The sequence below is a fragment of the Actinoplanes hulinensis genome, from assembly GCF_019429605.1.
Classification (GTDB): domain Bacteria; phylum Actinomycetota; class Actinomycetes; order Mycobacteriales; family Micromonosporaceae; genus Actinoplanes; species Actinoplanes campanulatus.
The window spans coordinates 227,991-253,042 of the sequence record NZ_JAHXZI010000003.1; the positions used below are offsets into that span (position 1 = coordinate 227,991).

Sequence of the window (25,052 nt, forward strand, 5' to 3'; positions counted from 1 at the left end):
AGTTTTTCGGCTCCGTTACGTCTGGACGGAAACGGTCGTCCGTCACACCCCTCGTGTCGTACGGCACACGAACCAACATCCGGAATCACCCCCGCAACCCGCGCGCGGTAGCCTGGCGAAGTTGAGCGGAGGGCAGATGGACACGTTCGGGATTGAGCCCACTGATGACATGGGTGCGGCTCCGTCGGTGGCACGGTTGCTGCTGGAGCTTCGCGGCCGCACGAGGGTCGACGTCCGCCCATCGGGTCGCTCACTCCAGGTCCGCCCGAAGGACTCGAACGTCATCGCGGTGCACATCCACCCCGGCGGCATCGACCTGGCCCTCGACCAGGACCGGGCCAACGAGGTGGCGCTCTCCATCGAGGGCGCCTATGTGCGCGACGACGAGCCGGTCACGCAGGTCTCCGTCGAGGCGTATCTGATCGACGCCAACTACGACGCCCTCCTCGACGCCGCCGTCGAGGCCGTCGAGCAGCGCGCCGCCGGGAAGCCGGTGAAGGCCGCCGCCGCTGCCCCGCGCGCCCGCGCCACCTCCACCGGCACCCGGGCCCCGGCGAAGCCGAAGGCCGCCGCGAAGCCGGCGCCCCGCCCGGAGCCGCCCCGCTGCCCCAAGTGCCGGCAGTACGAGCTGCTCGCCAGCGGCGAGTGCCCATCCGGCTACTGCTGACCCGCCGGCCGCAACACGCGGCCAGCCGCCGAATCCGCCGCCGGCCTCCGAACCCGGCACGCCGCCGGCCTCCCGGCATGATGTCCGGGTGAACCTGCTGCCCGGAGTACTCGCCGCGCTCGACCTCTCCGCGCCCGAGGCTCTCCGCGGCCCGGCGGCGCTCGACCATCCCGCGCTCGAGGCTCCTCGCGCACCGGCGGCGCTGGACGGCCGGAGCAGTGGCTCCGCGCTTCCGTCGCTGCGCTTGACCGGCGGGCCGGCGTTCGCGTCGCCGCTCGCGGTCGGTGACTGCGCGGTCGCCTCGGTGGCCGCATGCCTCGTCGCCGCCGCCGAACTCGCGCACGCCCGCACCGGCCGCCGCCCCGCCATCTCCCTGGACACCGCGCACGTGGCCGCCGCCATGCGCAGCGAGATCCACCTGCGCGACCCGGCCGGCAACGGCATCGACGGCTTCGCACCCCTGTCCCGCCTGTGGCCGGCCGCGGACGGCTGGGTGCGCACCCACGCCAACTACCCGTGGCACCGCGCCGCGCTGCTGACCGCACTCGGCGTCACGGACGATCCCGGCCCGGCGATCGCCGCGCTCCCGGCCACCGAGGTCGAACACCGTGTCTACGCCGCCGGCGGCCTCGCGGTCGCCGCCCGCACCCCGGAGCAGTGGCGTGCCGCATGCCCACCGGACTCACCACTGATCACCCTCACGCCCACCACGTACGCACCCGCCCTGCCTGCATCGACGGGCCCACTGCCCGCCTCCGGCCTACGGATCCTGGATCTGACCAGGGTGATCGCCGGACCGGCCGGCACCAGAATGCTCGCCGCGCTCGGCGCCCACGTCCTGCGGGTGGACGACCCGAACCGCCCGGAACTCCCGCTGCACGCCCTCGACGGCGTCATCGGCAAGGCCAGCACCGAGATCGACGCCACCACCGCTGAGGGCCTGCGCACCCTGGATCGCCTGATCGGCGAGGCCGACGTGGTGGTCACCGGCTACCGCCCGGGCGCGCTGCGCAGCTTCGGCCTGGCCCCGGACCAGATCGCCGAACGCCATCCCGGCACCATCGTCGCCACCCCTCTCCGCCTGGGGAACCACCGGCCCATGGGCCGACCGCCGCGGCTTCGACAGCCTGGTCCAGATCGCCACCGGAATCGGCTGGGCGGTCAGCCCCGACGGCATCCGCCCCGGCACGCTCCCGTGCCAGCTGCTCGACCACGCCACCGGCTACCTGCTCGCCGCCGGCATCCTCACCGCCCTGGCCCGCCGGGCCCGCGGCGGACCCGCCACCCACGTCTCCGTCTCTCTCACCCGCACCGCGACCTGGCTGCTGGATCAACCCCGCAGAACCCCTTATCCCGGTACGGACGGCGCGCACCCGAACATCGACGACTATCGCGTCCCGCTGGGCGACGGCTGGACCGGCATCAGCCCACCGGGCCTCCTGGACGGCCACCCCCTGCACTGGCCCCACCTGCTACCCCGCTACGGCCAGTCCTCGCCCACGTTTCCGTCGGATTGAACAGGCGGGAACGGACAGATCGGGTGGCCCGCCACTCACGCCCGGACGGGCGCGGCACGGTCTCGCGTGGCAGGTGCTCGCGTGGCTCGGCGGGACGGGGCCGGTGCTTTCGTGGCGGGTGTGGCCGTACCCCCGATGGTCTGGGTCTTTAGGATTTCGGCATGTCGGCGGTGGGATCTCGGGAGCGGCCACGCCGTGGCGACGCGCGATTGCGGCGTGCCGCGCTGCTGGCCGCGGTGGGGGAGTTGCTGGCCGAGCGTGGGCCGGGGTTCTCGCTGGCGGAGGCGGCCGGGCTGGCCGGGGTGTCGACGGCGACCGCATATCGGAACTTCGCCGATCCGGGCAGTGCGATCGACGCGTTCTTCGCGGAGCTGGTAGGGGATCTGCTGGAAGCGTTCGACCGGTTGCCCGGTGGCGGGGATCCGCTGGCGGACGTGCGCGCGGTCTGCCGGGAGTGGGTCGAGCAGGCGTCGCGGTGGGGTGCCGCGGCTGTGCACATCCGGTCTCCGCGGGGTGTGCTGGCGCGCCGTGGCGAGGAGGACCCGTTCGTCGGCGGGCTGTATGAGCGGCTTGCTCGGCTCGTCGAGGCGGCGATCGCGTCGGGGGCGGTGCCGCGGCAGGACGTGCGGTTCGCGGTGCTGATGTGGGTGACGATCTTCGATGAGCGGGTGGTCGTGGACCTGACCCGGACGCTCGAATGGAGCGCGGACGAGGCGGCGGAGCATCTCACCGGAGCGCTTCTGAGGGTGCTGGGGCGATCCTGAAGGGGTGTTCTCTCGTCTTTTGGATGGTTCTTGGACAGGTACGTTGACTTACGCTCGACTGAGGAATCCGCTGTAGGTCCTCGGAAATTCAACGGCGGCCGGAGGCTCTCATGTCTTTGGAACTGGATCGCAGGCTCGCGGATGTCGGCACCCGATTCCGGATCTTTCCTCAACCCCGATTTTTGATGAAGGCGGACGGATCGGGGCCGCTCTTCGCGGAGCCCGAGCTGGTGACTGTCTCGATCGAGCCGGCCGCCATGCGGCCCGGACCGGGCGACGACCGGATGTTCGTGGTTGACGCGATCGGCAAACTGCCCTACAACAACTTCTTCCGGCCCCCGTTCCGCGGGACCAAGCGGGACCCGATCCAGCCGGACAGCGAAGGTCATTTCGATCACCTCGATCCGGCCACCCGGGAATTCTCGGCGGCCACCATGTACGCGACCGTTCGCCGGGTCCTCGACATCTGGGAGGACTACTTCGGGCGGACCATTCACTGGCATTTCGAGTCCGATTTCGATCGACTGGAACTGATCCCGTTGATCGAGTGGAACAATGCGCAGTCCGGGTACGGGTTCCTCGAATTCGGCTTCGGCCGGTCGGCGAACGGGACGATCGACCACACCCGGCCGTACTGTGAGAACTTCGACGTGCTGGCCCACGAACTGGGGCACAGCATCATCTTCGCCGAGGTCGGCGCGCCGGCCAGCAGGCAGGACGAGGGCATCGACTACGGCGGCATGCACGAGTCGGCCGGCGACCTGGTGGCGATCGTGTCGTCGCTGCACTTCCACTCGGTCGTCGACCATCTGCTCGAGTCGACGCGGGGCAACCTGCTCACCATCAACGGCCTGGACCGGGTGGGGGAGCTGTCCGACAGCCGGGAGATCCGGGTCGCGTTCAACGCCATGCGGATGTCCGACGTGGGCGACGAGCCGCACGACCGGTCGTTGCCGCTCACCGGGGCGATCTTCGACACCATGGTCGAGGTCTTCCAGCACGACCTGGTCGCCAAGAAGCTGATCACCGACGACCTGCGGATCCGGTCGACGAACCTGCCCGGCACGGTCCAGGACCTCGACGAGATCCAGGCCGAGTTCGCGGCCGCCTACACCGGCAGCGAGGAAGCCTTCAAGGAGTCGCTGCTGCGGGCCCGCGACTATCTGGGCAGGCTGCTCGCGGTCACCTGGAGCGCCATCTCGCCCGACTTCCTGACCTATCACGGCATCCTGCGGGCCATCCTCCAGGCCGACCGGGAGATCACCGGCGGCGAGAACGCGCAGATCATCCGGGAGTGCTTCGCCTGGCGGGAGATCGCCCCGGTCCCGACCTCGATGCTGCTGCGGCCGCACACGCTGGCATCGTGCGGTCTCCAGTCGAACGACAGCGCTTCCGCTGCGGCGTCGCACCGCGACCGCCTGCTCCCTGACCCGCGCCCCAACGGCTCCGCGACGACCTCCGCTCATCTCTGACCTCCGTCCCTCTGCGCGGGTGCCCGCAAGCGCGTCGTCAATCCCACGGCGCGCTCGCGGGCACTCGCCCGCCGTCTGTTTGTGTCTGCGGTCTGTCGGCGTGGGGCGTGGACCCGGGGCCGAGCGGATGCGCGAGCGACCCGGGTGCGCACAGGTGTCGATCAGAGGCGATCGATGGGGAACTGGACCTCGGTGAGCAACTCCTCCGGGGCGACCGTCTGTGGGTCGTTGAGGTAGACCTCGCACGGCGGCCCGGCCGGCTTCCGGCCGTGAGCCTCGATCCACGTGAAGGCCTCGTGATAGGCGGGGGAGATCTCCGCATGCGGTCCCTGGTGCACGATGACCGCCGCCGGCCCGCCCGGGACCTCGCGGAAGACCACCGGACCCTCCGCGAACGCGATCCCCACCGGGACCGGGATGCAGATCTCGATGTCGCCCGAGACCCGCTCGTCGATGACGTTGTGGTAGATCACGAACGGGGCCCCGCTGGGCGAGGCGCCGGCCGTGCCGATCGCGCTGACCAGCGTGCTGAACCCACGGGCCATGTCGGCCCCGATCGTGGGGAGGATCGTGTGCAGGCGCAGGGCCGCCACCGGCCGGGAACCGATCTGTCTGGTCGTCACCTGGTAGGGCATGGCATATCCTCCTCGATCGATGAGCTGTTCGAGGAACCGCAGCATCCGCTCCTGCTCGGCGAGCCGGGACCGTAGCCGTTCGCGATGATCCTGCAGTCGCTTGGAAACGATCTCCGGATCGTCGGACGACAGCACGTCGCGGATGTCACCGATCGGCATGTCGGTCTGGCGCAGCACCCGGATCGCCTCGGCCTGCCTGGCCTGCGACCGCCGGTAGTAGCGGTAGCCGGACGACGGATCCACCCGGGCTGGGATGAGCAGGCCCTGCTCGTCGTAGAAGCGCAGCGCCTTGATCGACAGCCGGCTCATCCGGGAGAAGTGCCCGATCGGGATCATGTCGTCCATGTGGTTCCTCCGTTCCTCACCGAGGATCGAGTCTCCCCTGAGGGGAGAGTCAAGCGCCGCGGTACTCGCGGACGACGTCGTCGCCGTCGCGGCCGGTCTCGGCGAAACCCGCTCTGGCGGCGACCGTTGCCGACGCCACGTTGGCCGGGTCGTGCCGGATCGCCACCCGCTCGATACCGGGCAGGGTGAGGGCGACCCGGGTGAGAACCCGCACGGCGGCCGTCATGTGGCCACGGCCGGCATACGGCGTACGTATCCAGTAGCCGATCTCCAGGACGGCCGGCCCCATCCGGGTCATCAGGCCGATCGAGCCGATCAGCTCACCGACCGCCGTGAAGATCGCGTAGTTGAAGTTGTCGCCGTCGAAGTTACGCCCGATGAAGTCCCGGGCCTGGCCGACGCCGTAGTCGTCGGTCGCGAACGGCAGCCACGGGCTCAGCTCGGGCAGTGACTCCTGGACGGCGGCCGCGAGTTCGGCGGCCCACTCGGGTTCCCAGCGCTTGAGGACCAGGTCACCGGCGTTGATCATCTCGGGTGGTTCCATGAGCGGACATTGTGCCCGGAGCGGGCGCCGGTTCGACGCGCAGGCCGGTGACGAGGTCCTGATGAGGCACGAAAAGCCGCTCTAAACAGGAATAACCCCTGTGCCGGGTATTTCTGGGCGAAAGCAAGATCAAATCGGGCGAATACTGAGAAGAACGTCACTATCCCCGGCGTGAGGCTTGGTATTCATCCATCGACCGTGGATACCGTCGGGCCGTCCCGCGTACGGCGGGCACTGTGGACGGACCGCCGAATCCTGCCGCCGCCCACGGACACGAATCGACGGCAGGAGCGGGGGACCCACTTTTTCCGGCGCGCCGCGCGCGCCTCGGGGTGAAGCCGTGCGTGAAACGGCCGGGCCACTCTGCCCGAACCCGACAGCTCACCTCGCAGGCGTGGAGGATCATCCATGTCTCGGATCGGTAGACGAACGCGCCTTGCCCTCGGTCTGGTGACCGCCGGGGTGACCGGAGCCGGCCTCCTGCTCGGCCCGGCGGCCCCGGCTCAGGCCGCGGCCCGCCAGGTCAACTGGGATGTCATCGCCAAGTGCGAGTCCGGCGGACGCTGGCACATCAACACCGGGAACGGCTACTACGGCGGCCTGCAGTTCAGCCGCAGCACGTGGAAGGCGAACGGCGGCGCCAGATACGCGCCGACCGCCAACAGGGCCAGCAAGGCCGAGCAGATCGCGATCGCCGAGAAGCTCTACAAGAAGCGTGGGCTCAGCCCATGGCCGACCTGCGGAAAGAAGCCCGGCGTCTACAAGAGGACGTCCAGCGGGAAGAAGCCCGCCGCGAAGAAGCCGAGCGGCAAGACCTATGTGGTCCGCTCCGGCGACACACTCGCCTCGATCGCGCGCAAATTCAAGATCAAAGGCGGTTGGCGTACGCTCTACGCGCACAACAAGGACCGCATCTCCAACCCCGGCCTGATCTTCGTGGGGCAGCGGATCCGTCTCTGAAAAGTGTCGTACCCCCTCGGTAGCGTCCCGCGTGACAGAGAAAGTGCTGCCGGGGAGGCCGGATGTTCCGTCAGGGCGATGTGCTGATCATCCCGGTGCCGCAGGCCGATGTCCCGGCCTGCGCACCGGTCCCACGCGATCGGCGAGGGCGGATGGTGCTGGCCCGAGGTGAGGCCACCGGCCACGCGCACGTGGTCGGTGGCCCGGGTCTGCAACTGCTCGCCGACCTCGACGATCCGGAGCGGATGTTCCTCGAGGTGCCGGCGCACGGCCGGGTCACCCACGAGGAGCACGGTCCGATCCCGCTGCCCGCCGGGCACTACCGGGTGGTGCGCCAGCGGGAGTACATTCCTGGCGCCTTCCGGCCGGTCGCGGACTGAGGGGGCGGGCTGTGCGACTGACACACACACAGGAGTCGATGGCCGCGGCGATCGAGGACCAGTGGCTGGCCGCGGCGATGGAGACCGGCCCCGCCGACCGCGCGGCCGCGGAGGAGGGCGTCCGGGAGGCGTACCGTCTCGCCGGCACCGAGCCACCCGAGCGGATCTACTGGTTCGGTTCGCCCCGCGCGGCCGCGGCCGCCGCGGCGTTGCTCTCTGGGGCGGTCGAGCCGATCCCGGGCGCCGATCCGGGCGGGGCGGTCCCGGAGTGGTTCGCTGAGGCTCAGGCCGAGCTGCGCCTCCAGGGCTGGGCGCCGGGGGAGCGCGCGGGCCGGTCGATGCGCGGCCTGGTGCGGACGGCGCCGTGGGCGGCCGCCCGGAAAGCCGCTCTCCTCGCGCTCGGCGCCGACGGCTGGGCTCAGCTGAGCGCCGCGGCCGGGCGCCGGTCCTGGCCCCTGGTGATGGACATGGTCGCGGGGCGTCTGCGGTCCCGGATCGGTGAGGACCTGGCCGCCGAACTGCCCGGCGCCGGGCCGGCGGTGCTCGACGCCGTCTACGGGCAGCACGACGGGGCGTGGTTGAGCACGTTCGAGGCGGCGGCACGGGTGTGCCCCGAGGCAGGCCTGATGACGGGCCTTGCCGGGCTCGCCCGGGTGGCCCGGCACAGCGGCTGGTGGTGGGCGTTCGAACGGGTCGCCGTGCTTTCCGAGCGCCCCGTCATCCTGGCCCGGGACAACGTCGGGCGGCTGCACCGCGGTGAGGGCCCGGCCATGGAGTTCACCGACGGATACGGATTGTGGGCCTGGCGCGGCATGCCGATCCCGTCCGGCCTGGCGGCCGAACTGCCGTCCCTGACCGTCGACCGGGTCCGCCGGGAGACGAACGCCGAGATCCGCCGCGTGATGCTGGAGCACTTCGGCTACGAGCGCTACCTGAGCGAGGCCGGCGCCAGGCGGATCGGCTCCGACGAGACCGGCACACTGTGGCGGCTCGACCTGCCCGGCGACGAGCCACTGGTGATGGTCGAGGTGATCAATTCAACCCCGGAGCCGGACGGCACAAGCCGCGTCTACTGGCTGCGGGTGCCACCCGAGACCCGCACTGCCCGCGAGGGCGTGGCGTGGACGTTCGGCCTGACCGAAGAGGAATACCAACCCCTGATCCAGACCTGACCCCACAGCCACGGTGTCCCGCCGCGGCCCGGCCGCCCGACGGCTTACCCCCCGAGGGCATCAGGGCCTGTCCGGTGCGGCGTGGCCCATGCGGCTGCGTGGCTCCGCCGGTAATTCGGTCGCCCGGCCTGCGCCCACTGGCCAGTAACTGTTCGGCCGCTTACGGACCGCGCGGCTGACGCGGAGGCCGGGAAGAAGGGCGCCCACGGTCGTGGCCAGTCGGCTCCGTTCCGGCAACGAGCCGAGCCGGATCTTCGCCGCGCTCCAGGTGAGGCACGCGAGCAATGAGCCGTTCCGCGCAAGGGCCTGACTACTGACAACTCCCACTGATCGATAACAGCTATGGCCGCATGTCAACTCGCATCAGTTGATGTGAATTGCGAGTTGTGGGAAGCCCTTGGTCGTCTCCTGAGATGCGGCGTCTGACGCCTCACAGCCATGGGTCAAAGTCGCAGATGGCCGGATCGTCAAAGTGGGCGAGTCGGGCATTGAGCATCGGCGAAGAGCACGGTTTGGCTCGTCGGCGAAGGGTTCTGGCCAATGGGTGCACTGGCCAGAACCCTTCGATCCCGAGGGCAGTGAGAGCTTCGCGCCTACCGGCCGGTGGAAGCAGCAAGGGCGGCCTCGGCCTGAGCCAGGGCCGTCTTCAATGCTGTGTTGTTGCGTCCTCCGGCGCTGGCGATCGGACCCGTGCCGCCGGCACCTCCGCCGATGGTGGTGGCTGCCTCGATGAGGAGTTGGCGGGCTTGGACTCCACGATCCAGCAGCGGGCGGTTGATCGCTGCCACCAGAAGTGCTTTGCCGTCGTTGATGGTGGCGAGGACGGCGCCCGCAGGGGTGGCTTGTGGCAGGAGGTCGACGACGGTGGTGGCAAGCGTGCGAAGCTCGGCAGCCGCCATGTCGCTGACCTGCGCGGTCACGAGCGTTCCGTTGCCGAGGTCACGACGTTGTCCGGCCAGTTCGGCGGCGACGGTATCCAGTTCCCGGCGACGGTATTCGGCCAGGGTCTTCTCGGCGTCGGCGAGCGCGCCCAGTCTCTTGCTGAGCGTGGCGATCAGGTCGTCGGGTCGGCTCCCGAGCAGCTGGGTGACCTCGTCGAGGAGGCGGTGTTCGTGATCGGCTCGCTGGAGGGCGTCGCGGCCGGTGAGGGCTTCGATGCGGCGGAGGCCGGCGCCGATGGACGATTCGCCGAGGATGCGCACTGGCCCGGCTTGAGCAGCGTGGGTGACGTGAGTGCCTCCGCAGAGTTCGCGGGAGGCGTCGCCGATGTCGACGATCCGGACGAGGTCGCCGTAGGTGTCGCCGAAGAAGGCGATGGCTCCGGCTTCCTCGGCTTCGGCGCGGGTGGCATGCCATACCCGTACGACGGGATCTGCGAGTAGATAGTCGTTGATCATGGCGCCGATGGTTTGGAGGCGATCCGGGTCGACGGGTGCGAAGTGGGCGAAGTCGAACCGCAGCCGGTCGGGGGCGACGAGGGAGCCCTGCTGACGGGCGTGGTCGCCGAGGTTGCGGCGCAGCATGGCGTGCAGGACGTGGGTGGCTGAGTGGGATCGGGCGATCGCGGCGCGCCGGCCCGCGTCCACGACGGCATGGGCAAGCTGACCGGGGCGGGCCTGGCCGGTGGTGACTCGGCCGGTGAGGACGTAGAAGCCGTCGAGGCCGTACGTGGTGTCCGTGACCTCGATGGTGCCGTCGTCGGTGGTCAGGGTTCCGGTGTCGCCGATCTGTCCGCCTCGTTCGGCGTAGAACGGGCTGCGGCTGATGATGACCTCGACCTGCTGGCCCTCGTCCGCCGCCGAGAGTGATTCGCCGTCCGCGAGCAGCGCGAGGAGTTCGGTGTCGGCGGTGGTGCCGGTGTAGCCGACGAAGTCGGTGCGGCCGTGCTGGGCGAGGATCGCACGGTAGGCGTCTTGGCGGCGCATCGCGGCGGCGGTCTGGGCCTTGCCGCTCTTCTTCGCCCGGCATCGTTGTTCGTTCAGGAGTGTGGCGTAGCGGTCCTCGTCGACGGTGAGGCCGGCGGCCTGGGCCGCTTCGAGGGTGAGTTCGATCGGGAAGCCGTACGTGTCGTGCAGTTCGAACGCCGTCTCTCCGGCGAGTCGGGTGCCGCCGCTGGTGCGGGTGCGCGTGATGGCGGCGTCGAGTAGACGGGTGCCCTGGCGAAGGGTCACGCCGAAGGTTTCCTCCTCCCGGCTGACCACGGCGGTGATCAACTCGCGTTGGTTGCGCAGGTCGGGCCAGTCGGTGCCGAGGTTGTCGATGACGCTGCCGACGACTTCGGCCAGGACGGGCCGGTCGATGCCGAGGGAACGCGCATGGCGGATCGCCCGGCGCATCAGGCGGCGCAGTACGTAGCCGCGGCCTTCGTTGGAGGGAAGGACGCCGTCGGCGATCAGGAACGCGGTGGAGCGGGCGTGTTCGGTGACGACCTGGAAGGAGACCGATTCGTCGCTGCCGTTGCGACCGGGAAAACGGCGTCCGGCCAGGCGTTCGACCGTCGCCAGGGTGGGAGCGAGCAGGTCGGTCTCGCAGACGGTGTCCACGCCTTGCAGGATCGCGGCGATGCGGTCGAGGCCGAGGCCGGTGTCGATGCTCTTGTTGGGCAGTTCGCCGAGGATCGGGAAGTCTCCCTTGCCGCCGCCGGCGCTTTCGCCGCGCAGGCTCTGCATGAAGACGAGGTTCCAGATCTCCAGGTACCGCTCGCCGTTGGCCTCCGGGCCGCCGGCCGGACCGAACGCGGGCCCGCGGTCGTAGCAGACCTCCGAGCACGGTCCGCACGGCCCGGGTACGCCCATGGACCAGAAGTTGTCGTCCATGCCGAGGCGCTGGATCCGTTCGGCGGGGACACCGACCTGCCGCCAGAGTTCGATGGCTTCGTCGTCGTCCTGGTAGACGGTGATCCACAGCTTCTCGGGATCGAGGCGGTAGTGCTCGGTGAGCAGTTCCCAGGCGTACCGGATGGCGTCGGCTTTGAAGTAGTCGCCGAAGGAGAAGTTGCCGAGCATCTCGAAGAACGTGGCGTGGCGGGTGGTCCGGCCGACGTTGTCGATGTCGGAGGTTCGGGCGCATTTCTGCACGCTCGTGGCGCGCGGGTACGGCGGCGGTACCTCGCCGAGGAAGTACGGCTTGAACTGGTTCATACCCGCGTTGGCCAGAAGCAGGGTCGGGTCGTCCGGGACGAGCGAACTGGACGGTACGCGGGTATGGCCGCGGCTGGTGAAGTAGTCGAAGTAGATCTTGCGGATGTCGGCGGAACGCATGGCAGAGCCTCACAGGTGATGAGGTGGCGAACGCACCTGGCGCCCCACACCACCGACGACCACGCGCATGCGTGGATGGGTGGTGTGGAGTCCTCGCCGGTGTCCGTCCAGGCGGTTCGCACAGGAAAACAGCGGTGGGAAGCGGGTGTCTGGTCACGCCGAGCCGGGCCGAGGGGGTCAGGCGAGGACGCGGTCCTCGTTCCCCAGCTCAGCGCGGCTAGCTCGCCGCCCCACCATTCCCATGCCTGTGCCCTGCTTCCGTTCTACGGTGATGCCGCCGCTCACGGGCTGCTGCCGGAGCGCACGGTCACACCTGTCGCGCTGGAATCCTAGCCTACAGTGACAGACCGCTCGCCCAGGACCAGGCCGACGACGTCAGCGGGCTCGGCGAACAGCCCGTCCGCGCCCGCAGCGGCCAATGCAGCCGCGTCTTGGTAGCCCCAGGCCGCACCGTAGACGGGTACACCTGCCGCTCTTCCGGCCCGTATGTCTGAGGCGGTGTCCCCGATGAAGCACGCCTGGTCCGGCGGGATGTGCAGCCGGTCGAGTGCGAGCCGGAGCGGATCCGACTCGACCGGCATCGAGGCCACCTCTTCGCCGTCCGCGGTTGTGCGCAGGTAGGTCGCGCATCGCCACGGGGCGACCGCTTCGGTCAGGAACGTTTCGATGCGATCCGATGTCGGCCACACGGTGGGCCGTACCGCCAACGGCAGGTCGGCGGACCGGTGTTCGCCACCGGCCCGGGATCGGTAGCCGTTGGCCTGTGTGGACGGGTCGGCGGTGCACCGGGACGGGTCGCACCAGGCAGGATGTCGCTGGTCTGGGGCCGTTTTGGCGGTGGGTGCGAAATCTTGGCGGTTTTCGCTCATTGACTACCGTCAGTGGCCAGGCCGCTTGTGCGGAACGGCTCCACCTCCGCTGGAGGCGATCAATGCGTAGCGGGAGTTGCTGTCAGGGGAGGGGCCAGACCGCGGGGATGCGTTCGAGGAGGCCTTCGGTGTAGACGTCGCGGAGGCGCAGTGGCTTGAGGTGCACGTAGCCGATGTGGCAGTCGCACAGGGCGTTGGTGCACGGGCGCGGTCGGAGGGCCGCGCGCCACGTACCGTCGTAGAGGTTGCCGATGGGCTCCGGGATGAAGTGGCATCGGCGGACGGTGCCGTCACCGAGCACCGAGATGGCGGTCTCGCCGGCATGACACGGCAGGCCGAGTGACGCGTGCGGGCGGACGCTGTCGCCGAAGCGGGGATCCAGCGCGGTCCAGCGCCGCTCCTCCTCGGAGGTGTAGACGTGGCCGTCGGCCGCGTTCACCCACAGGTAGACCGTGGACGGCAGGGCCGAGCGCAGCGCGACGGCCTCGTCGTAGTGGCCGGGGAGGCCGACGACGCCGACCGAGTAGCGGATGCCGAGCCGGTCGAGTTCCCGGCAGCGGGCCAGGAACCGTTCGCGGGTCACCTCGCCCGGATGGTAGGTGGTCCACAGTGCGGCGACCCCGGGGTGCGCCGCGGCCAGCCAGCCGGTGCGGGCGGCCAGGTTCGTCTGGATCGCGACCCGGGCGACGTGTGGCAGGTGGGAGAGGCGCACGACGGCGTCCCGGTACCAGGACCGGGTGAGCCCCTCGCCCCACGGCGTGAACAGCACCGACAGCCGCCGGTCGGTGGTCGCCTCCACCCAGCCGGTGAACCGCTCCAGGGCGGCCCGGTCGGCGCGCAACACCTCGGGCGGGTCGACGCGCTTGGCGAACGGGCAGTACGGGCAGTCGTAGTTGCAGCTCGCCAGCGGCCCACGGTAGAGCACGTAGAGGTCGGTCATCGTGGAACGTAGGTTCCCATCGCTTCCCGGACGCCGGCCGACACCAGCCACGGTCCGATGGCGTCGGACCAGGCCAGACCTTCGTCGGTGAGCCGGGTGCGGGCCGGGTTCAGCCAGCCCCGGTCCACCAGGCCGTCCAGTTGCGGGAAGTCGCCGGTGTGCGTCGTGCCGAACCGGGAAAGGTAGGCCGCGGCGTCCACCCCCTCGGCCCGCAGCAGTGACTTGAGCAGCCAGCGGCGCCGCTGTTCGACGGCGTCCAGACGGAAGCCGATCTCGGCGTACCGGAGATCGGTCTGTGGTCTGGAAAGGTAGTCGTCGATGACCGCGCGGACCTCGGAGACGGCGACCGCGTAGTCGAACGAGTAGTGCAGCTCCGTCGTGTAGGAGCGCGCCCCGCAGCCCAGCCCGATCATGCCGTCGTCCTGGCAGCAGTAGTCGGGGCCGTCCGGGACGGGCGCGCCGGCCCGGCGGAACTGGCGCATCGAATGCCGTACGTAGCCGGCGCCGGTCAGCACCTCGACCGCCTGCCGGTACAGCTCCCGGCGCTGGCGGTCCCAGTCGGCGCGGGCGTGGGCGCGCCGGCCCAGTCCGGTCAGCGGGCGCACGTAGAGCGGGTACAGGTACAGCTCCTCGGGCCGCCAGCGCAGCGCCTCGTCGAGCGAATGCTGCCAGGTGGCCGCGGTCTGCCCGTCGATGCCGTAGATCAGGTCGATGTTGAGCACCGGGATCCGCGCCTCCCGGATCGCCGTCAGCGCGGCCCGCACCTCGGCGAGGCGCTGTGGCCGGCCGGCGGCGCGGGCCTCGGTGTCGAGGAAGCTCTGCACGCCGATGCTGATCCGGGTCGTGCCGTGTTCGGCGAGGACGGCGAGGCGGTCGGGGGTCGCGGTGGCGGGGGACGTCTCCACCGACAGCGGGACCGCGATCGTGCCGAAGGCGTCGCCGACGATGCCGAACAGTTCAGACAGTTCCGGGGCGGTCAGATAGGTGGGGGTGCCGCCGCCGATCGCCAGCCGGGAGAACACGGCGCCGGGGGAGAGGCTGTCGCGGACCGCGGCCGCCTGCCGGCGAAGCTGCGTCAGGTAGGCGGTGACCTGCTCGTCCGGCGGGTTGGCGCGGGTGAACAGGTTGCAGAAGCCGCAGCGCATCTCGCAGAACGGCAGGTGCACGTACCCGAACAGGGAGTCCTGCCGCTCGCCCGACCACACGTCGCTCAACAACGGCCGCGGGTCGAGTTTTCGGTACGCGGTCTTGTGCGGGTACGCGTACAGATACCCCTGATACGGCGAATCGTCGAGGCTCACGTTGGCTCCAGGATGAAGTCGGCGTACGGCACCGTCCACACCGTCTCGTGCGCGACCCGGTGACCGACGTGACCGTCCTCGCCGTAGAGCGTGCCGTGATCCGAGCAGATGATCACCAAGCATGGTCGCTCACGCCCGCTGACCAGCGCGAACAGCCGGTCGAGGCGACCGTCCACATACTCCAGGGCGGCCGCGTGGGTCTCCACCGAGTCGGTGCCGGCGCCCTGGACGTAGTGCTTGTTCGGCTGGTGCATCGCGGCGACGTTGAGAAAGGTGAACAGCGGCCGGCCGGCGGGCAGCCCCGCGATGATCGACTCCAGGCGGTCCAGTTGCGCGCCGACACAGTCCGGTGCGGTCACCCCGAAAGCCTTCTCCCAGTGCGACTCGGCGAACAAACCGGGCAGCACCCGGCCCAGCGGCGCCGCCGGATTGAAGAACCCCACCCCACCCAAACAGACCGTGTGATACCCGGCAGCGGCCAGCCCGGCCGGCAGATCCGCCGCGTCGAACACGAACGTCCCCGGCCCACTCGTCTCACTCCCGCCGAACCGGGCCGCGAACAGCCGCTCATGCTGTCCCGGCGTCGCCGGTGTCGGCAGGAACCCCGCGAAGAAGGCGTGATGCGCCGCATAGGTGAAACTCGCCGGACTGTGCCGCCGCTCCCACACGCCGCCGGGCAGCACCTTCGCCAATTGCGGGGTCCGCCCGCCGGCCAGGCACCGCTGCGCCACATCGAACCGCAGCGTGTCCAACGTGACGAACAACAGATCATGACTGCCGATCAGTTCACGCACGCGACGCCCGCCCAGCCGTCGAGGAGGGCGGCGACCTGCGCGTCATACGTGTCCTGGCCGCCCGCGAGCACACCGGGCAGCAGGTCGCCGAACGCGTTCACCTCGGCCACCGCATGATCACGCCAACCCACCCGGAACATCAGATCGACACCGACATGCAGGGTACGGGGAAAGCACGCCGCCACCCGCACGCACGTCTCCATGGCGGCCGCCCAGGACCGTTCACCGGCGGCGGCCCGCACCGCCCCGACATCGCCGCGGGCGTTGCCGAGGTGCAGGTTCGTCATCGGCGACCGGCTCGTCCGCACCACCACGTGCCGTGGCCGGCCGGCGATCACCACGACTCGCAGGTCGAGCACCCGGTCACCGAGGGACGCCTTGGGGAACCACTGCTCGACGTGCAGCCCGTCCGGCGCCAGCAGGTCGACGATCGTACGGATGGAGGATTCGTCGTCATAACGGCGTACCCCCAGATTGTTGAAGAGGGACCCACCGCTCAGCTCGACCGAGGTGACGGCCGTGACCCGCCGCCCGGCCGCGGCGAAGGCGATCACCCCGGAGGCGGAGGAGCCGTGGGCGGGTTTCACGAAGACCCGCCCCCACCCGGCCGCCCGCATCGCGTCACGCAGCGCCTTGTAACCGGATCCCGGCGCGGACGCGGAGAGCGCGGGCGGCACCGGGATCCCCGCGGCCGACAGCAGCGCATGGCAGCGGCGCTTGTCCGTCATGGTCAGGATGTCCGCGGGATCGCTGAGCGGCAGCCCGCCACCGTCGGCGACACGGGCGAGGGCCAGCCCCAGCCCGGTGAAGGCCGCGCCCATGCCCAGGATCTCGCCGTGCCGGGCCGTCGTGGCCGGGCGGCCCGAGCCGAGGGCACGGAGCAGGCGGTCCACCTCGGCGTCCTCTCCCGGCGAGTCGATCCGGACCAGCGTGCCGGAGCCGGGGACGCTCCCGGAGAGCAGCACCTCGCGCCACGGATGGACCGTCGGCGCCGGCAGCCCGGCCCGGCGCGCGGCGGCGGTGAACAGCGCGACCCGGCGGTTCGACGGGTTGCCGACGAGGGCGAGCGGCATCTACTCCGCCACCGCGGTATACCGGCCCCAGCGCTCCTCCTTCTGCGGGTCGGAGACGTCGACCGTCACGCCGGGCAGATCGTCGACGACCCGCTGGGACATCTCCGGCGACATGAAGTGGTGGTGCAGCGACAGCGACTCCAGGTGGGTGAGCGGCTGCCCGGCCAGCAGGCTCGCGGCGCCCGCGTCACCGAGGACGCCGAGGGACAGGTCGAGGCTGGTGAGCCGGGAGACGATCGGCGCGGCGGCGACCGCGGCGGCCAGCTCCTCGGCGATTTCCGCGTTGCGCAGGCCCAGGTGGGTGAGCGCGGGCAGGGATCGGCCGGCCAGGATCGGCTCCAGATCGTCGGCGCGGGCGTCGCCGCCGTAGTTGGCCACGCCCAGCCACAGCTCCAGGTGGGTGAGGTGGGGCAGGTTGCTGGCGCCGATCGCCCGGATCACGGTGGCGGGCAGGCCACCGGACTGGAAGACCAGCTCACGCAGCCCCTCGTGCCGCACCGGGGTCAACTCCAGACCGTCGGAGCCGCGCACCCACAGCCGCTCCAGCGACGGGAACGCGGTGAGCAGCGGGGTGATGTCACTGTGGTGGATCCACGAGATCTCGCACTGCTCATAGCTCATCTCGCCGAGGAACAGCGCGCGCAGCCCGGTGAGCCGGGCGACGTTGTCGATCAGCACCCGCATCGGGAAGGCCGTGTCGTAGGCGGACCCCCACTCCCCGATGATCAGCGCGGTGGGGCCGGTTGGGCCGCTGCGCGCCAGCATCCGCTCGAAGGCCGCGGCGAAATCCTCTTCGGAGCCCTCGAAATCGTCCAGCTCGAGCCGCCACGCCACCGCGGCCGGGTCGACCGGATCGGGCCCGTCCTCGGACTGCACGACGGGGAGGTCCGCGAACGTCGTCAGGAATTCGTGGATGGTCACGGCGCAGACCGTAGCAGCGACCACCGACACTTTCCGGAACCGGTTACCTCTTGAACGCGGCGACAATGAGATTGAATACTGTGGATGGGAGCGCTCCCAGACCCGTAACCCCATCCCCTTGGAGTGATCGAGTGACCGCGAAACCACACCGCGGGCGCCGGTTCGCCGCCGCCCTGCTCGGCGCCGCGCTGGCGCTGACCGGCGGCGCAGCCGCCCCGCACCTCGCCTCGGCCGCGCCCCCGGCCGAGGACTGGCTGCACGTATCCGGCAACAAGATCGTCGACGCGGCCGGCAATCCTGTCTGGCTGACCGGAACCAACTGGTTCGGCTTCAACGCCTCCGAGCGGGTATTCCACGGCCTGTGGTCGGCCAACGTCACCCAGATCACCAAGTCGATGGCCGACCGCGGCATCAACCTGGTCCGCGTCCCGATCTCCACCCAGCTGCTGCTGGAGTGGAAGAACGGGCAGGCCGCCGCGCCGAACGTGAACACCTACGCCAACCCGGAGCTCACCGGCATGGACAGCCTGGAGATCTTCGAGTTCTGGCTGGACCTGTGCGAGAAGTACGGCATCAAGGTCCTGCTCGACGTGCACTCCGCCGAGGCCGACAACTCCGGTCACATCCACCCGGTCTGGTACAAGGGCGCGATCACCCCGGAGCTGTACTACCAGGCCTGGGAGTGGGCGGCCACCCGTTGGAGGACCAACGACACGGTCGTCGCCTTCGACCTGAAGAACGAGCCGCACGGCACCCCGAACGACACCACGCGCGCCAAGTGGGACGCGACCACCGACGTCGACAACTGGAAGAACACCGCCGAGACGGCCGCCAAGCGGATCCTCGCGATCAACCCGAACGTGCTGATCCTGGTCGAGGGCAACGAGGTCTACCCGCGCGAGGGCGAGACCTGGAGTTCCCCGAACACCGACCCCGACCTGTCGCCGAACTACTACTACAACTGGTGGGGCGGCAACCTCCGCGGCGTCAAGGAACACCCGATCAATCTCGGTCAGAACCAGGATCAGCTCGTCTACTCACCACACGACTACGGGCCGCTGGTCTACAACCAGCCGTGGTTCGACAAGCCGTTCGACAAGGCCAGCCTCACCAACGACGTGTGGCGGCCCAACTGGTTCTACCTGCACGAGAACGGCACCGCGCCGCTGCTGATCGGCGAGTGGGGCGGCCGCCTCGGCCAGGACGCGCGCCAGGACAAGTGGATGACCGCGCTGCGTGACCTGATCGCCGAAAACAAGCTGCACCAGACGTTCTGGGTGCTCAACCCCAACTCCGGCGACACCGGCGGGCTGCTGCTCGACGACTGGAAGACCTGGGACGAGCAGAAATACGCCCTGCTCAAGCCGGCGCTGTGGCAGCACGACGGCCGGTTCGTGAGCCTCGACCACCAGGTCCCGCTCGGCGGCGACGGCAGCACCACGGGGATCAGTCTCGGACAGCGCTACGGTGACGGCGGCGAGGACGGCGACACCACCGCGCCGACCGCCCCCGGACAGCCGACCGCCGGCACGATCACCGCGAACAGCGTCGCCCTGACCTGGACGGCGTCCACCGACAACGTCGGCGTGACCTCCTACGACGTGCTGCGCAACGGGACCGTCGTGGCCACCGTCTCGGGCACCTCGTACACCGCCACCGGACTGAGCGCGAACACCGCGTACACGTTCAGCGTCAAGGCCCGCGACGCGGCCGGAAACATCTCCGCAGCCTCGGCCGGCCGCAGCGTCACCACCGGAACCGGTGGCGGAAACGGCGGTGACCAGGGCTGCTCGGCCACGTTCAAGACCATCGGCTCGTGGACCGGCGGCTTCCAGACCGAGGTCACGGTCAAGAACACCGGCACCACCGCCGGCACCGCGTGGACCGTGAACTGGACCTTCCCGTCCGGCACCACGGTCGCGTCCCTCTGGAACGGCGTGCTCGGCACACCCGCGGTCACCGTCCGCAACGCCGCCCACAACGGCGCGCTGTCACCCTCCGCAAGCACCACGTTCGGCTTCGTCGGCAGCGGCCCCGCCGCCTCTCCGGCCGGCCTGAGCTGCACTCTCACCTGACGATCGGTCACCCTCGGCGGCTCCTCTCACGCTTCATTCCTTCTTGTACGGGTGAGGCGAGCCGCCGTGGGAAGACCGCGATCATCTGCCGGGCCGGGCCCGGCGGCGCGCCCGCCGGGCTGAGCTGCCCACTCACGCTCTCTCCGACCCCGCCCCGCCGGTCCGGGCGTGCCGCAACTCTGCCCGCGAAACGCCGGACCTCGGCCACAAAGGTGCCTAGTTCCACCCCGTGGCGGTGGAGGCGACCTTGTGGCAGTCCTCGCAGAGGTAGAGGCTGCGGAAACCGTCACCGTGTTCGCGGATGTAGGTCTCCACGGTGAGGGCGTGGAACATCAGGCGCTTGCAGGAGGGGCAGGACGGGTTCGGGTACAGGCCGATGGGTGGGCCGCCCGCGGTGCCGACCACGCCGGGTGAGGAGTGGATGTTGCCGTTGCTGTAGATCAGGTCGGGGCCGTAGGGGCGCAGCAGCACCCGGCCGGCACCGAAGCCGGGGTCGTCGTCCGCGTAGTCCTCGTCCGGGTCGTCGTCGCCGGACTCGAACCGCACCTCCTCGCCGAAGTAGCGGCCGTCGGCGCCGATGTCGGCGAACACCGTCCATAGGCAGGCTGACGCGGGCGCGACCAGATGGGCCCGCTCGGCCGGGAAGGGTGGCAGCCCGGGGATCTCGCCGAGCCGGAACGACGCGTAGTGCCAGACCACCGGGGTGGTGGCCGGGTCGCGCACGATCCGCTCGACCGGCAGGCCGACCGGATTGTCGGCGCCGGGGAAGTCACCCGGCTCCAGCACCACGACGCGGCGCTGAGGGGTGAACCTGTACTCCGCGGGGCCGGTGGGTGGCACCCAGATCCCGGAATCCTCGAAATCCTGCCGGTCTGCGCCCGCGCGCACCAGGTCGGCGATCACGACCCGGGCCGCGCCGGTGCCGATCGCGGCGAGCGCCCACATGTCGTAGCCGGACCAGCGGTCACGCAGCCGCCCGGCGAGCGTCTCCACGCAACGGTCGGAGGCGCCGGCGAGCAGCACGCACGCGTCGTCGTAGACCACCTCCCAGTACGGCAGATGGTTGCCGACGATCACCGTCTCCTGGAACGGGCGGAACCAGTCCGGCCTCGTGCCGGCCAGGTAGGAGAAGTGGTCACCGAGCCAGGCCGGCTCCCGGTCCCGCCGCTCCAGATGCCCGACGAGAGTGGCCACGTCGTCAGGACTCTCCAGGGGCATCGGGTCCCCACCGTGCACTGGCTTGATCGGCATACGCGGGACGCTATCAACGGGGTACGACGAAACCGGCCCGCGCATCGATACTCAAATGGTGAGACCGTCGCCGATCGCCGCCCTGCTGGCCGGGATCGCGCTCGCGCTCGGCGGGAACATGGCCACGAACACGGTGAACCCGCCGGACAGCTGGTGGTGGTGGCCGTGGGCGGTGTGGTCGGCCGTCGCAACGCTGGCCGCGGCCGTCGTGTGGATCGAACGGGCCCGCCACCGCGCCGGACCCGGCCCGGACCTGGACCGGGTGGTCGCCGACCTGCTCGCCCCGATCGAGAACGCGTGGGCCGGCGAGGCGGTCCGCCGTGAGGTGACCCGCCCGGCCCCGGTGCTGGTCCGCTGGTCGTCGACGGGCCGCCCGGCGGCGGGACGGCAGGCGGTCCTCGGAACGGCCGCGGCCGGTGACTGGCGTGAGTTCCCGCTGACCGGGCACACCGACGAGCTGAACACCGAGATCGCCGCCGCGTTCCGGGCGCTGCCCCGCCGACAGTTGGTGGTGCTCGGCGAACCGGGCGCCGGCAAGAGCGTCTTCGCCCTGCTGCTCACCCTGGGCCTGCTCCGCACCCGCGCCGACGGCGAGCCGCTCCCGCTGCTGGTGCCGATCAGCGACTGGGATCCGGCCGGGCCGCTCGACGGTCTCCTCGCCCGCCGGCTCGCCGAGGATCATCGACCGGTGCTGAGCCGGTACGGCGACCCGCTCACGGTGGCCCGCCGCCTGGTCGAGCAGAACCGGGTCCTGCCGCTGCTGGACGGCCTGGACGAGCTGCCCGGCTCGGCGATCGGCCCGGCTCTGCGGGCACTCGACGACCACGCGTCGGCGGGCCGCCCCCTGGTCCTGACCTCCCGCATCGGCGAGTACGAGCGCGCCGGCCACGTCCTGACCACCGCGGCGGTGGTCGAGTTGGAGGCCGTCGATGTGGACGCCGCGGTGGCCTACCTCTCCTACCCCGAGTCCGGGCGGCCCCGATGGGAGCCGGTCTTCACCCACCTGCGCGCCGCCGATGACGGGGATCCGCTGGTGCGGACGCTGTCCACACCGCTGATGGTGTCGATGGCCCGAACCGCCTACCAGGAGCCGGGCGGCGACCCGGCCGAGCTGCTGACCCTCGGCACCCGGCCGGAGATCGCCGGGCGCCTGATGGACGCGTTCCTGGCGGCCGCCTACCCGGGTGCACGGCAACGGCGCTGGCTGGGCTGCCTGGCCTATCACCTGTACGCCGCGGGCACCCGGGACGTGCGCCGGCGGCAGCTTGATCCGGGGTTGCTCACCGTCCGGCCCGAGCGTGTGCGGACGGAGACGACGATCGCGGTGGCCGCGACCGTCGGGACGGTCGGCGGCGTGCTCGCCGCGGCCGCCGGATTCTCCGTTACGGCCGCCGTGGCCGGGGCGGTCCTGGCCTTCCTTTGTGGTGCGTTCGGATGGCTGCGGGTGATCTTTTCGGGCCGGCACGAGGGTATGGCCCGGCTTCGTAGGCCGCTCGGGGTTTCGCTCGTCTACGGCCTCGGCGGTGGCTATCTCATCGGGCTCATCACGGCATACACCGCCGCCGCCCTGCTGGCCGGTCTCGTGGCCACGACGCTCGCGTTCGTCTGGATGACCGTGCGGGGGCCGGCGACGCCGCGCGAGGACGGGCCGGCGGTGGCGGCGGTCGGGCATGCCCTGGCGACCGGCTCGGTGTTCGCCGCCACGGCAGTGGCGACGGGCACACCGCCGGTGCCGGTCGGAGTGACGGCGGCGTTGCTCTACGGCTCGACCGCTGCCTTTGCCGCCGGTGGCTGGACCTGGGCGCGCTGGCGGCTGGCCCACGTCCGCCTCGCGGTGCAGGGCTGGTTGCCGTGGCGCCTGGAGCACTTCCTGGCCGAGGCCTACCGGAACGGGGTCCTGCGCCGCTCCGGCGCGATCCACCAGTTCCGGCACGTGCTGCTCCAGGAGCACCTGTCGGGCCCGGTGCACCTGGGTGTTCTCCGGGCGCGGGCCGCCGCCGGCGACGTGGCGGCGGCCCGGACGCTGGCCGAATCACTGGCCGGCCGCGGCGATCCGGAGGGAGCGATCGGCGTCCTTCGTGGCATCGCCGACCGGGACGCCGCCGCCGCTGACCGGCTGGTCGACCTGCTGGTGCTGGGCGAGCGCACCGGCGAACTGCGCGCCCGGGCGGAGGCGGGTGACGCGAATGCCGGCCACTGGCTGCTCGTCGTGCTGCTCCGGCAGGGCGGTGTGGACGAGGTGCGGGCGCGTGCCGACGCCGGTGACCGGGCCGCCGCCGGGGCGCTCGCCCTGTTCCTGGCGGAGCAGGGCGATCTCGGCGCGTTGCGGGCCCGCTCGGACGGTGGCGACCCGATCGCGAGCCGGCACCTGGCCGATGCCCTGGCCCGTGCCGGCGAGGTGGACGAGGCTCTTCGCATCCTGCGGGGCCTCGCCCCGAGTGACAGGCATGCGGCGCGGCGCGCGGCCGCCCTGCTTTTCGACATGGGCGCGGATGACGAGGCGCTGGAGCTGTTGCGGCCCCTGCTCGACGGTGCCGGCGATGTGCTCGCCTCGTTGCAGTGGGCGCCCGTGCTCGCACAGCAGCAGCGTGTCGACGACTTGCGGGCGTTGGTGGACGCCGGTGACCTGAGAGCTGGGCCGTGGCTCGCCAAGGTGCTCTGTGAGCAGGGACGCCTGGGCGAACTGCGCCGGCGCGCCGACGCGGACGAGGTGGGAGCGGCCAGATGGCTGGCCGAACTGCTGGCCCGGCAGGGCCGGGTGGACGAGCTGCGGGCGCGGTCGGCGCTCGGCGACGTGCAGGCCACCCTGAGGCTCGCGGGTCTGCTGGCGGAGCGGGGGCGGGCCGGGGAGGCGATCGACCTGCTACGGCCCTGGGCCTCCGGGCATGACACGGAGCCCGCTGGACGGCTGGCCGACCTGTTGGCCGAGCGGGGCGACATCGAGGAGGCGATCGGTCTGCTCCGCCCACGAGCGGACCGCGGTGATCTCAGCGTCGCCCGACGGCTGGCCGGCCTGTACGCCCGGCGCGGCGACGTGGATCAGGCGATCCGTTACCTGCGCCCGCTGGCGGACGCGGGCGACGGCGAGGCGGCCGCGAGACTCGCCGAGCTGCGGCGCACCGATCAGCCGTAGAGGCGGGTCATGGCGGCGGCGCTGCCACGCATCATGTCCCGCAGCTCGGCCGGTTCGAGGACCTCGACGTCGGCGCCCAGGCGGAGGAACTCGGCGTGGGCGTGCCGGACCGACTCGATGGGCAGGGTGATCGTGGTCCAACCGTCCGGGTCGGGCGAGCCCAGGCCCGAGGACACGTCGCGGGCCATGGCGCGGGTCATCAGATACGGGATGCGTTCCAGGCCGGCGGGGGAGAACCGGACCGTGGCGACGCCGCGGTGCAGGCGGCGCTCGAAGTCGACGGCCCATTCCGCCCACGTCGTAGCGAGGTCGAAGCCCTCCGGCCGCTCGAACGTCTCGTCGAGGACGGTCAGGTCGAGGATCGTCGCCACCCGGTACGTGCGCGCCGACCCGTCCACCCGGGCCACGAAATACCAGACCCCGGCCTTGAGCACGATGCCGAGCGGGTCGATCAGCCGGTCCACCTCGTGCGGGGCCCGATGACGGCGGTAACGCATCCGGGCCCGCCGCCGGTTCCACACCGCCCCGGCCAGCGCCGTCAGGTGCGGGTGGGTCTCGGTCTCCCGGAACCAGCCGGCCGCGTCGAGGTGGAACCGGTCGCGGATCTCGTCGACGTGCCGGGCGAGCCGGGCCGGCAGGGACGCCCGCAGTTTCAGCTCGGCGGTGGTCAGGACCGCGCCCAGGCCGAGTTCGGCGGCGGCCTCCGGCACCCCGGCCAGCAGGATGGCGCCGGCCTCCTGCGGGGTGAGCCCGGTGAGCCGGGTCCGGTACCCGTCGACCAGCTGGTAGCCGCCGTTGGCCCCCAGCTCGGCGTAGACCGGCACCCCGGCCGCGCCGAGCGCCTCGATGTCGCGGTAGACGGTCCGCACCGACACGTCCAGCTCCTCGGCGAGTTGCTGCGCGGTGAGCCGGCCTCGGTCCTGGAGGAGCAGGACGAGGGACAGCAACCGGCTGGCGCGCATGCCGGAAGCCTGCCACA

At 71.0% G+C, this 25,052-nt stretch carries 20 protein-coding genes, 1 pseudogene and 1 riboswitch; of the genes and pseudogenes, 10 read left to right on the forward strand and 11 right to left on the reverse strand.

The features are described 5' to 3' along the window. The first annotated feature begins 169 nt into the window (after positions 1-169). The 5 genes and pseudogenes from KZ829_RS07375 (at position 170) to KZ829_RS07390 (ending at position 4,420) form a co-directional block, all read left to right on the forward strand. On the forward strand, positions 170-667 hold the full coding sequence (locus KZ829_RS07375; protein WP_246635225.1) for a hypothetical protein: 498 nt from the start codon (positions 170-172) through the stop codon (positions 665-667). A 400-nt stretch (positions 668-1,067) separates the two neighbouring features. After that, a pseudogene (locus KZ829_RS44830) lies at positions 1,068-1,727 on the forward strand (CoA transferase); the annotation flags it as partial. Between the two features lie 67 nt (positions 1,728-1,794). Further along, positions 1,795-2,184 (forward strand): CoA transferase, encoded by a 390-nt coding sequence (locus KZ829_RS44835; RefSeq protein ID WP_372453845.1) that lies wholly within the window; start codon positions 1,795-1,797, stop codon positions 2,182-2,184. Positions 2,185-2,345: 161 nt separating this feature from the next. Continuing rightward, the gene (locus KZ829_RS07385) at positions 2,346-2,948 is read left to right on the forward strand and encodes a TetR/AcrR family transcriptional regulator (protein WP_220143088.1); all 603 of its coding nucleotides are present in this window, start codon (positions 2,346-2,348) and stop codon (positions 2,946-2,948) included. A 230-nt stretch (positions 2,949-3,178) separates the two neighbouring features. Continuing rightward, positions 3,179-4,420 (forward strand): gluzincin family metallopeptidase, encoded by a 1,242-nt coding sequence (locus KZ829_RS07390; protein WP_220143089.1) that lies wholly within the window; start codon positions 3,179-3,181, stop codon positions 4,418-4,420. Positions 4,421-4,581: 161 nt separating this feature from the next. On the opposite strand, the gene KZ829_RS07395 is transcribed toward KZ829_RS07390, so the two are convergent. Together KZ829_RS07395 and KZ829_RS07400 are read right to left on the reverse strand one after the other, a co-directional pair. Beyond that, positions 4,582-5,400, reverse strand: a complete 819-nt coding sequence (locus tag KZ829_RS07395) for a MerR family transcriptional regulator (protein WP_220143090.1) — start codon at positions 5,398-5,400, stop codon at positions 4,582-4,584. Positions 5,401-5,449: 49 nt separating this feature from the next. Further along, positions 5,450-5,944 carry a GNAT family N-acetyltransferase gene (locus KZ829_RS07400; RefSeq protein WP_220143091.1) on the reverse strand — a complete coding sequence of 165 codons (495 nt, stop codon included), beginning with the start codon at positions 5,942-5,944 and terminating at the stop codon, positions 5,450-5,452. A 236-nt stretch (positions 5,945-6,180) separates the two neighbouring features. Next, a riboswitch (cyclic di-AMP (ydaO/yuaA leader) is annotated at positions 6,181-6,354 on the forward strand. Between the two features lie 40 nt (positions 6,355-6,394). Between KZ829_RS07400 and KZ829_RS43865 the strand changes: the two genes are divergently transcribed. From KZ829_RS43865 to KZ829_RS07415, 3 genes are all read left to right on the forward strand, one after another. Then, positions 6,395-6,904: a transglycosylase family protein gene (locus KZ829_RS43865; protein ID WP_308285374.1), complete on the forward strand. Its 510-nt coding sequence runs from the start codon at positions 6,395-6,397 to the stop codon at positions 6,902-6,904. A gap of 62 nt (positions 6,905-6,966) precedes the next feature. Next, complete coding sequence (locus tag KZ829_RS07410; protein WP_204294635.1) at positions 6,967-7,284, forward strand: DUF8820 family protein; 318 nt, start codon at positions 6,967-6,969, stop codon at positions 7,282-7,284. An 11-nt stretch (positions 7,285-7,295) separates the two neighbouring features. Next, entirely contained in the window at positions 7,296-8,456 is a 1,161-nt protein-coding gene (locus KZ829_RS07415; RefSeq protein ID WP_220143093.1) for a DUF6745 domain-containing protein, read from the forward strand. Positions 8,457-9,049: 593 nt separating this feature from the next. On the opposite strand, the gene alaS is transcribed toward KZ829_RS07415, so the two are convergent. The 7 genes from alaS to KZ829_RS07450 all read right to left on the reverse strand — a co-directional run bounded on the left by alaS (position 9,050) and on the right by KZ829_RS07450 (position 17,614). After that, a complete protein-coding gene (gene alaS / locus KZ829_RS07420; RefSeq protein ID WP_220143094.1) occupies positions 9,050-11,716 on the reverse strand; it encodes an alanine--tRNA ligase in 2,667 nt (888 codons plus the stop codon). Positions 11,717-12,045: 329 nt separating this feature from the next. Beyond that, positions 12,046-12,585: an HAD hydrolase-like protein gene (locus KZ829_RS44840; protein ID WP_372453843.1), complete on the reverse strand. Its 540-nt coding sequence runs from the start codon at positions 12,583-12,585 to the stop codon at positions 12,046-12,048. 82 nt (positions 12,586-12,667) lie between these two features. Next, on the reverse strand, positions 12,668-13,525 hold the full coding sequence (locus tag KZ829_RS07430; protein WP_220143096.1) for an STM4011 family radical SAM protein: 858 nt from the start codon (positions 13,523-13,525) through the stop codon (positions 12,668-12,670). Further along, positions 13,522-14,826 (reverse strand): STM4012 family radical SAM protein, encoded by a 1,305-nt coding sequence (locus KZ829_RS07435; protein ID WP_220143097.1) that lies wholly within the window; start codon positions 14,824-14,826, stop codon positions 13,522-13,524. Before KZ829_RS07435 ends, KZ829_RS07430 begins: the two co-directional genes overlap by 4 nt. Then, positions 14,823-15,620, reverse strand: coding sequence for an STM4013/SEN3800 family hydrolase (locus KZ829_RS07440; protein ID WP_220143098.1), 798 nt, complete (start codon positions 15,618-15,620; stop codon positions 14,823-14,825). The genes KZ829_RS07435 and KZ829_RS07440 overlap by 4 nt, the downstream gene beginning before the upstream one ends. Continuing rightward, on the reverse strand, positions 15,608-16,693 hold the full coding sequence (locus KZ829_RS07445) for an STM4014 family protein (protein WP_220143099.1): 1,086 nt from the start codon (positions 16,691-16,693) through the stop codon (positions 15,608-15,610). Before KZ829_RS07445 ends, KZ829_RS07440 begins: the two co-directional genes overlap by 13 nt. Continuing rightward, complete coding sequence (locus KZ829_RS07450; RefSeq protein ID WP_220143100.1) at positions 16,694-17,614, reverse strand: STM4015 family protein; 921 nt, start codon at positions 17,612-17,614, stop codon at positions 16,694-16,696. It lies immediately after the preceding gene. A 131-nt stretch (positions 17,615-17,745) separates the two neighbouring features. Between KZ829_RS07450 and KZ829_RS07455 the strand changes: the two genes are divergently transcribed. Continuing rightward, on the forward strand, positions 17,746-19,689 hold the full coding sequence (locus KZ829_RS07455) for a cellulase family glycosylhydrolase (protein ID WP_372453844.1): 1,944 nt from the start codon (positions 17,746-17,748) through the stop codon (positions 19,687-19,689). Positions 19,690-19,905: 216 nt separating this feature from the next. Here the strand turns inward: KZ829_RS07455 and KZ829_RS07460 are convergent, their stop codons facing one another. Next, positions 19,906-20,940: a hypothetical protein gene (locus KZ829_RS07460; RefSeq protein ID WP_220143102.1), complete on the reverse strand. Its 1,035-nt coding sequence runs from the start codon at positions 20,938-20,940 to the stop codon at positions 19,906-19,908. Between the two features lie 58 nt (positions 20,941-20,998). On the opposite strand from KZ829_RS07460, the gene KZ829_RS43870 reads away from it, so the two are divergent. Continuing rightward, a complete protein-coding gene (locus KZ829_RS43870) occupies positions 20,999-24,073 on the forward strand; it encodes an NACHT domain-containing protein (protein ID WP_220143103.1) in 3,075 nt (1,024 codons plus the stop codon). Here the strand turns inward: KZ829_RS43870 and KZ829_RS07470 are convergent. Then, a complete protein-coding gene (locus KZ829_RS07470; protein WP_220143104.1) occupies positions 24,064-25,035 on the reverse strand; it encodes a helix-turn-helix transcriptional regulator in 972 nt (323 codons plus the stop codon). The two genes, KZ829_RS43870 and KZ829_RS07470, sit on opposite strands and share 10 nt — an antisense overlap. Positions 25,036-25,052 lie beyond the last annotated feature (17 nt).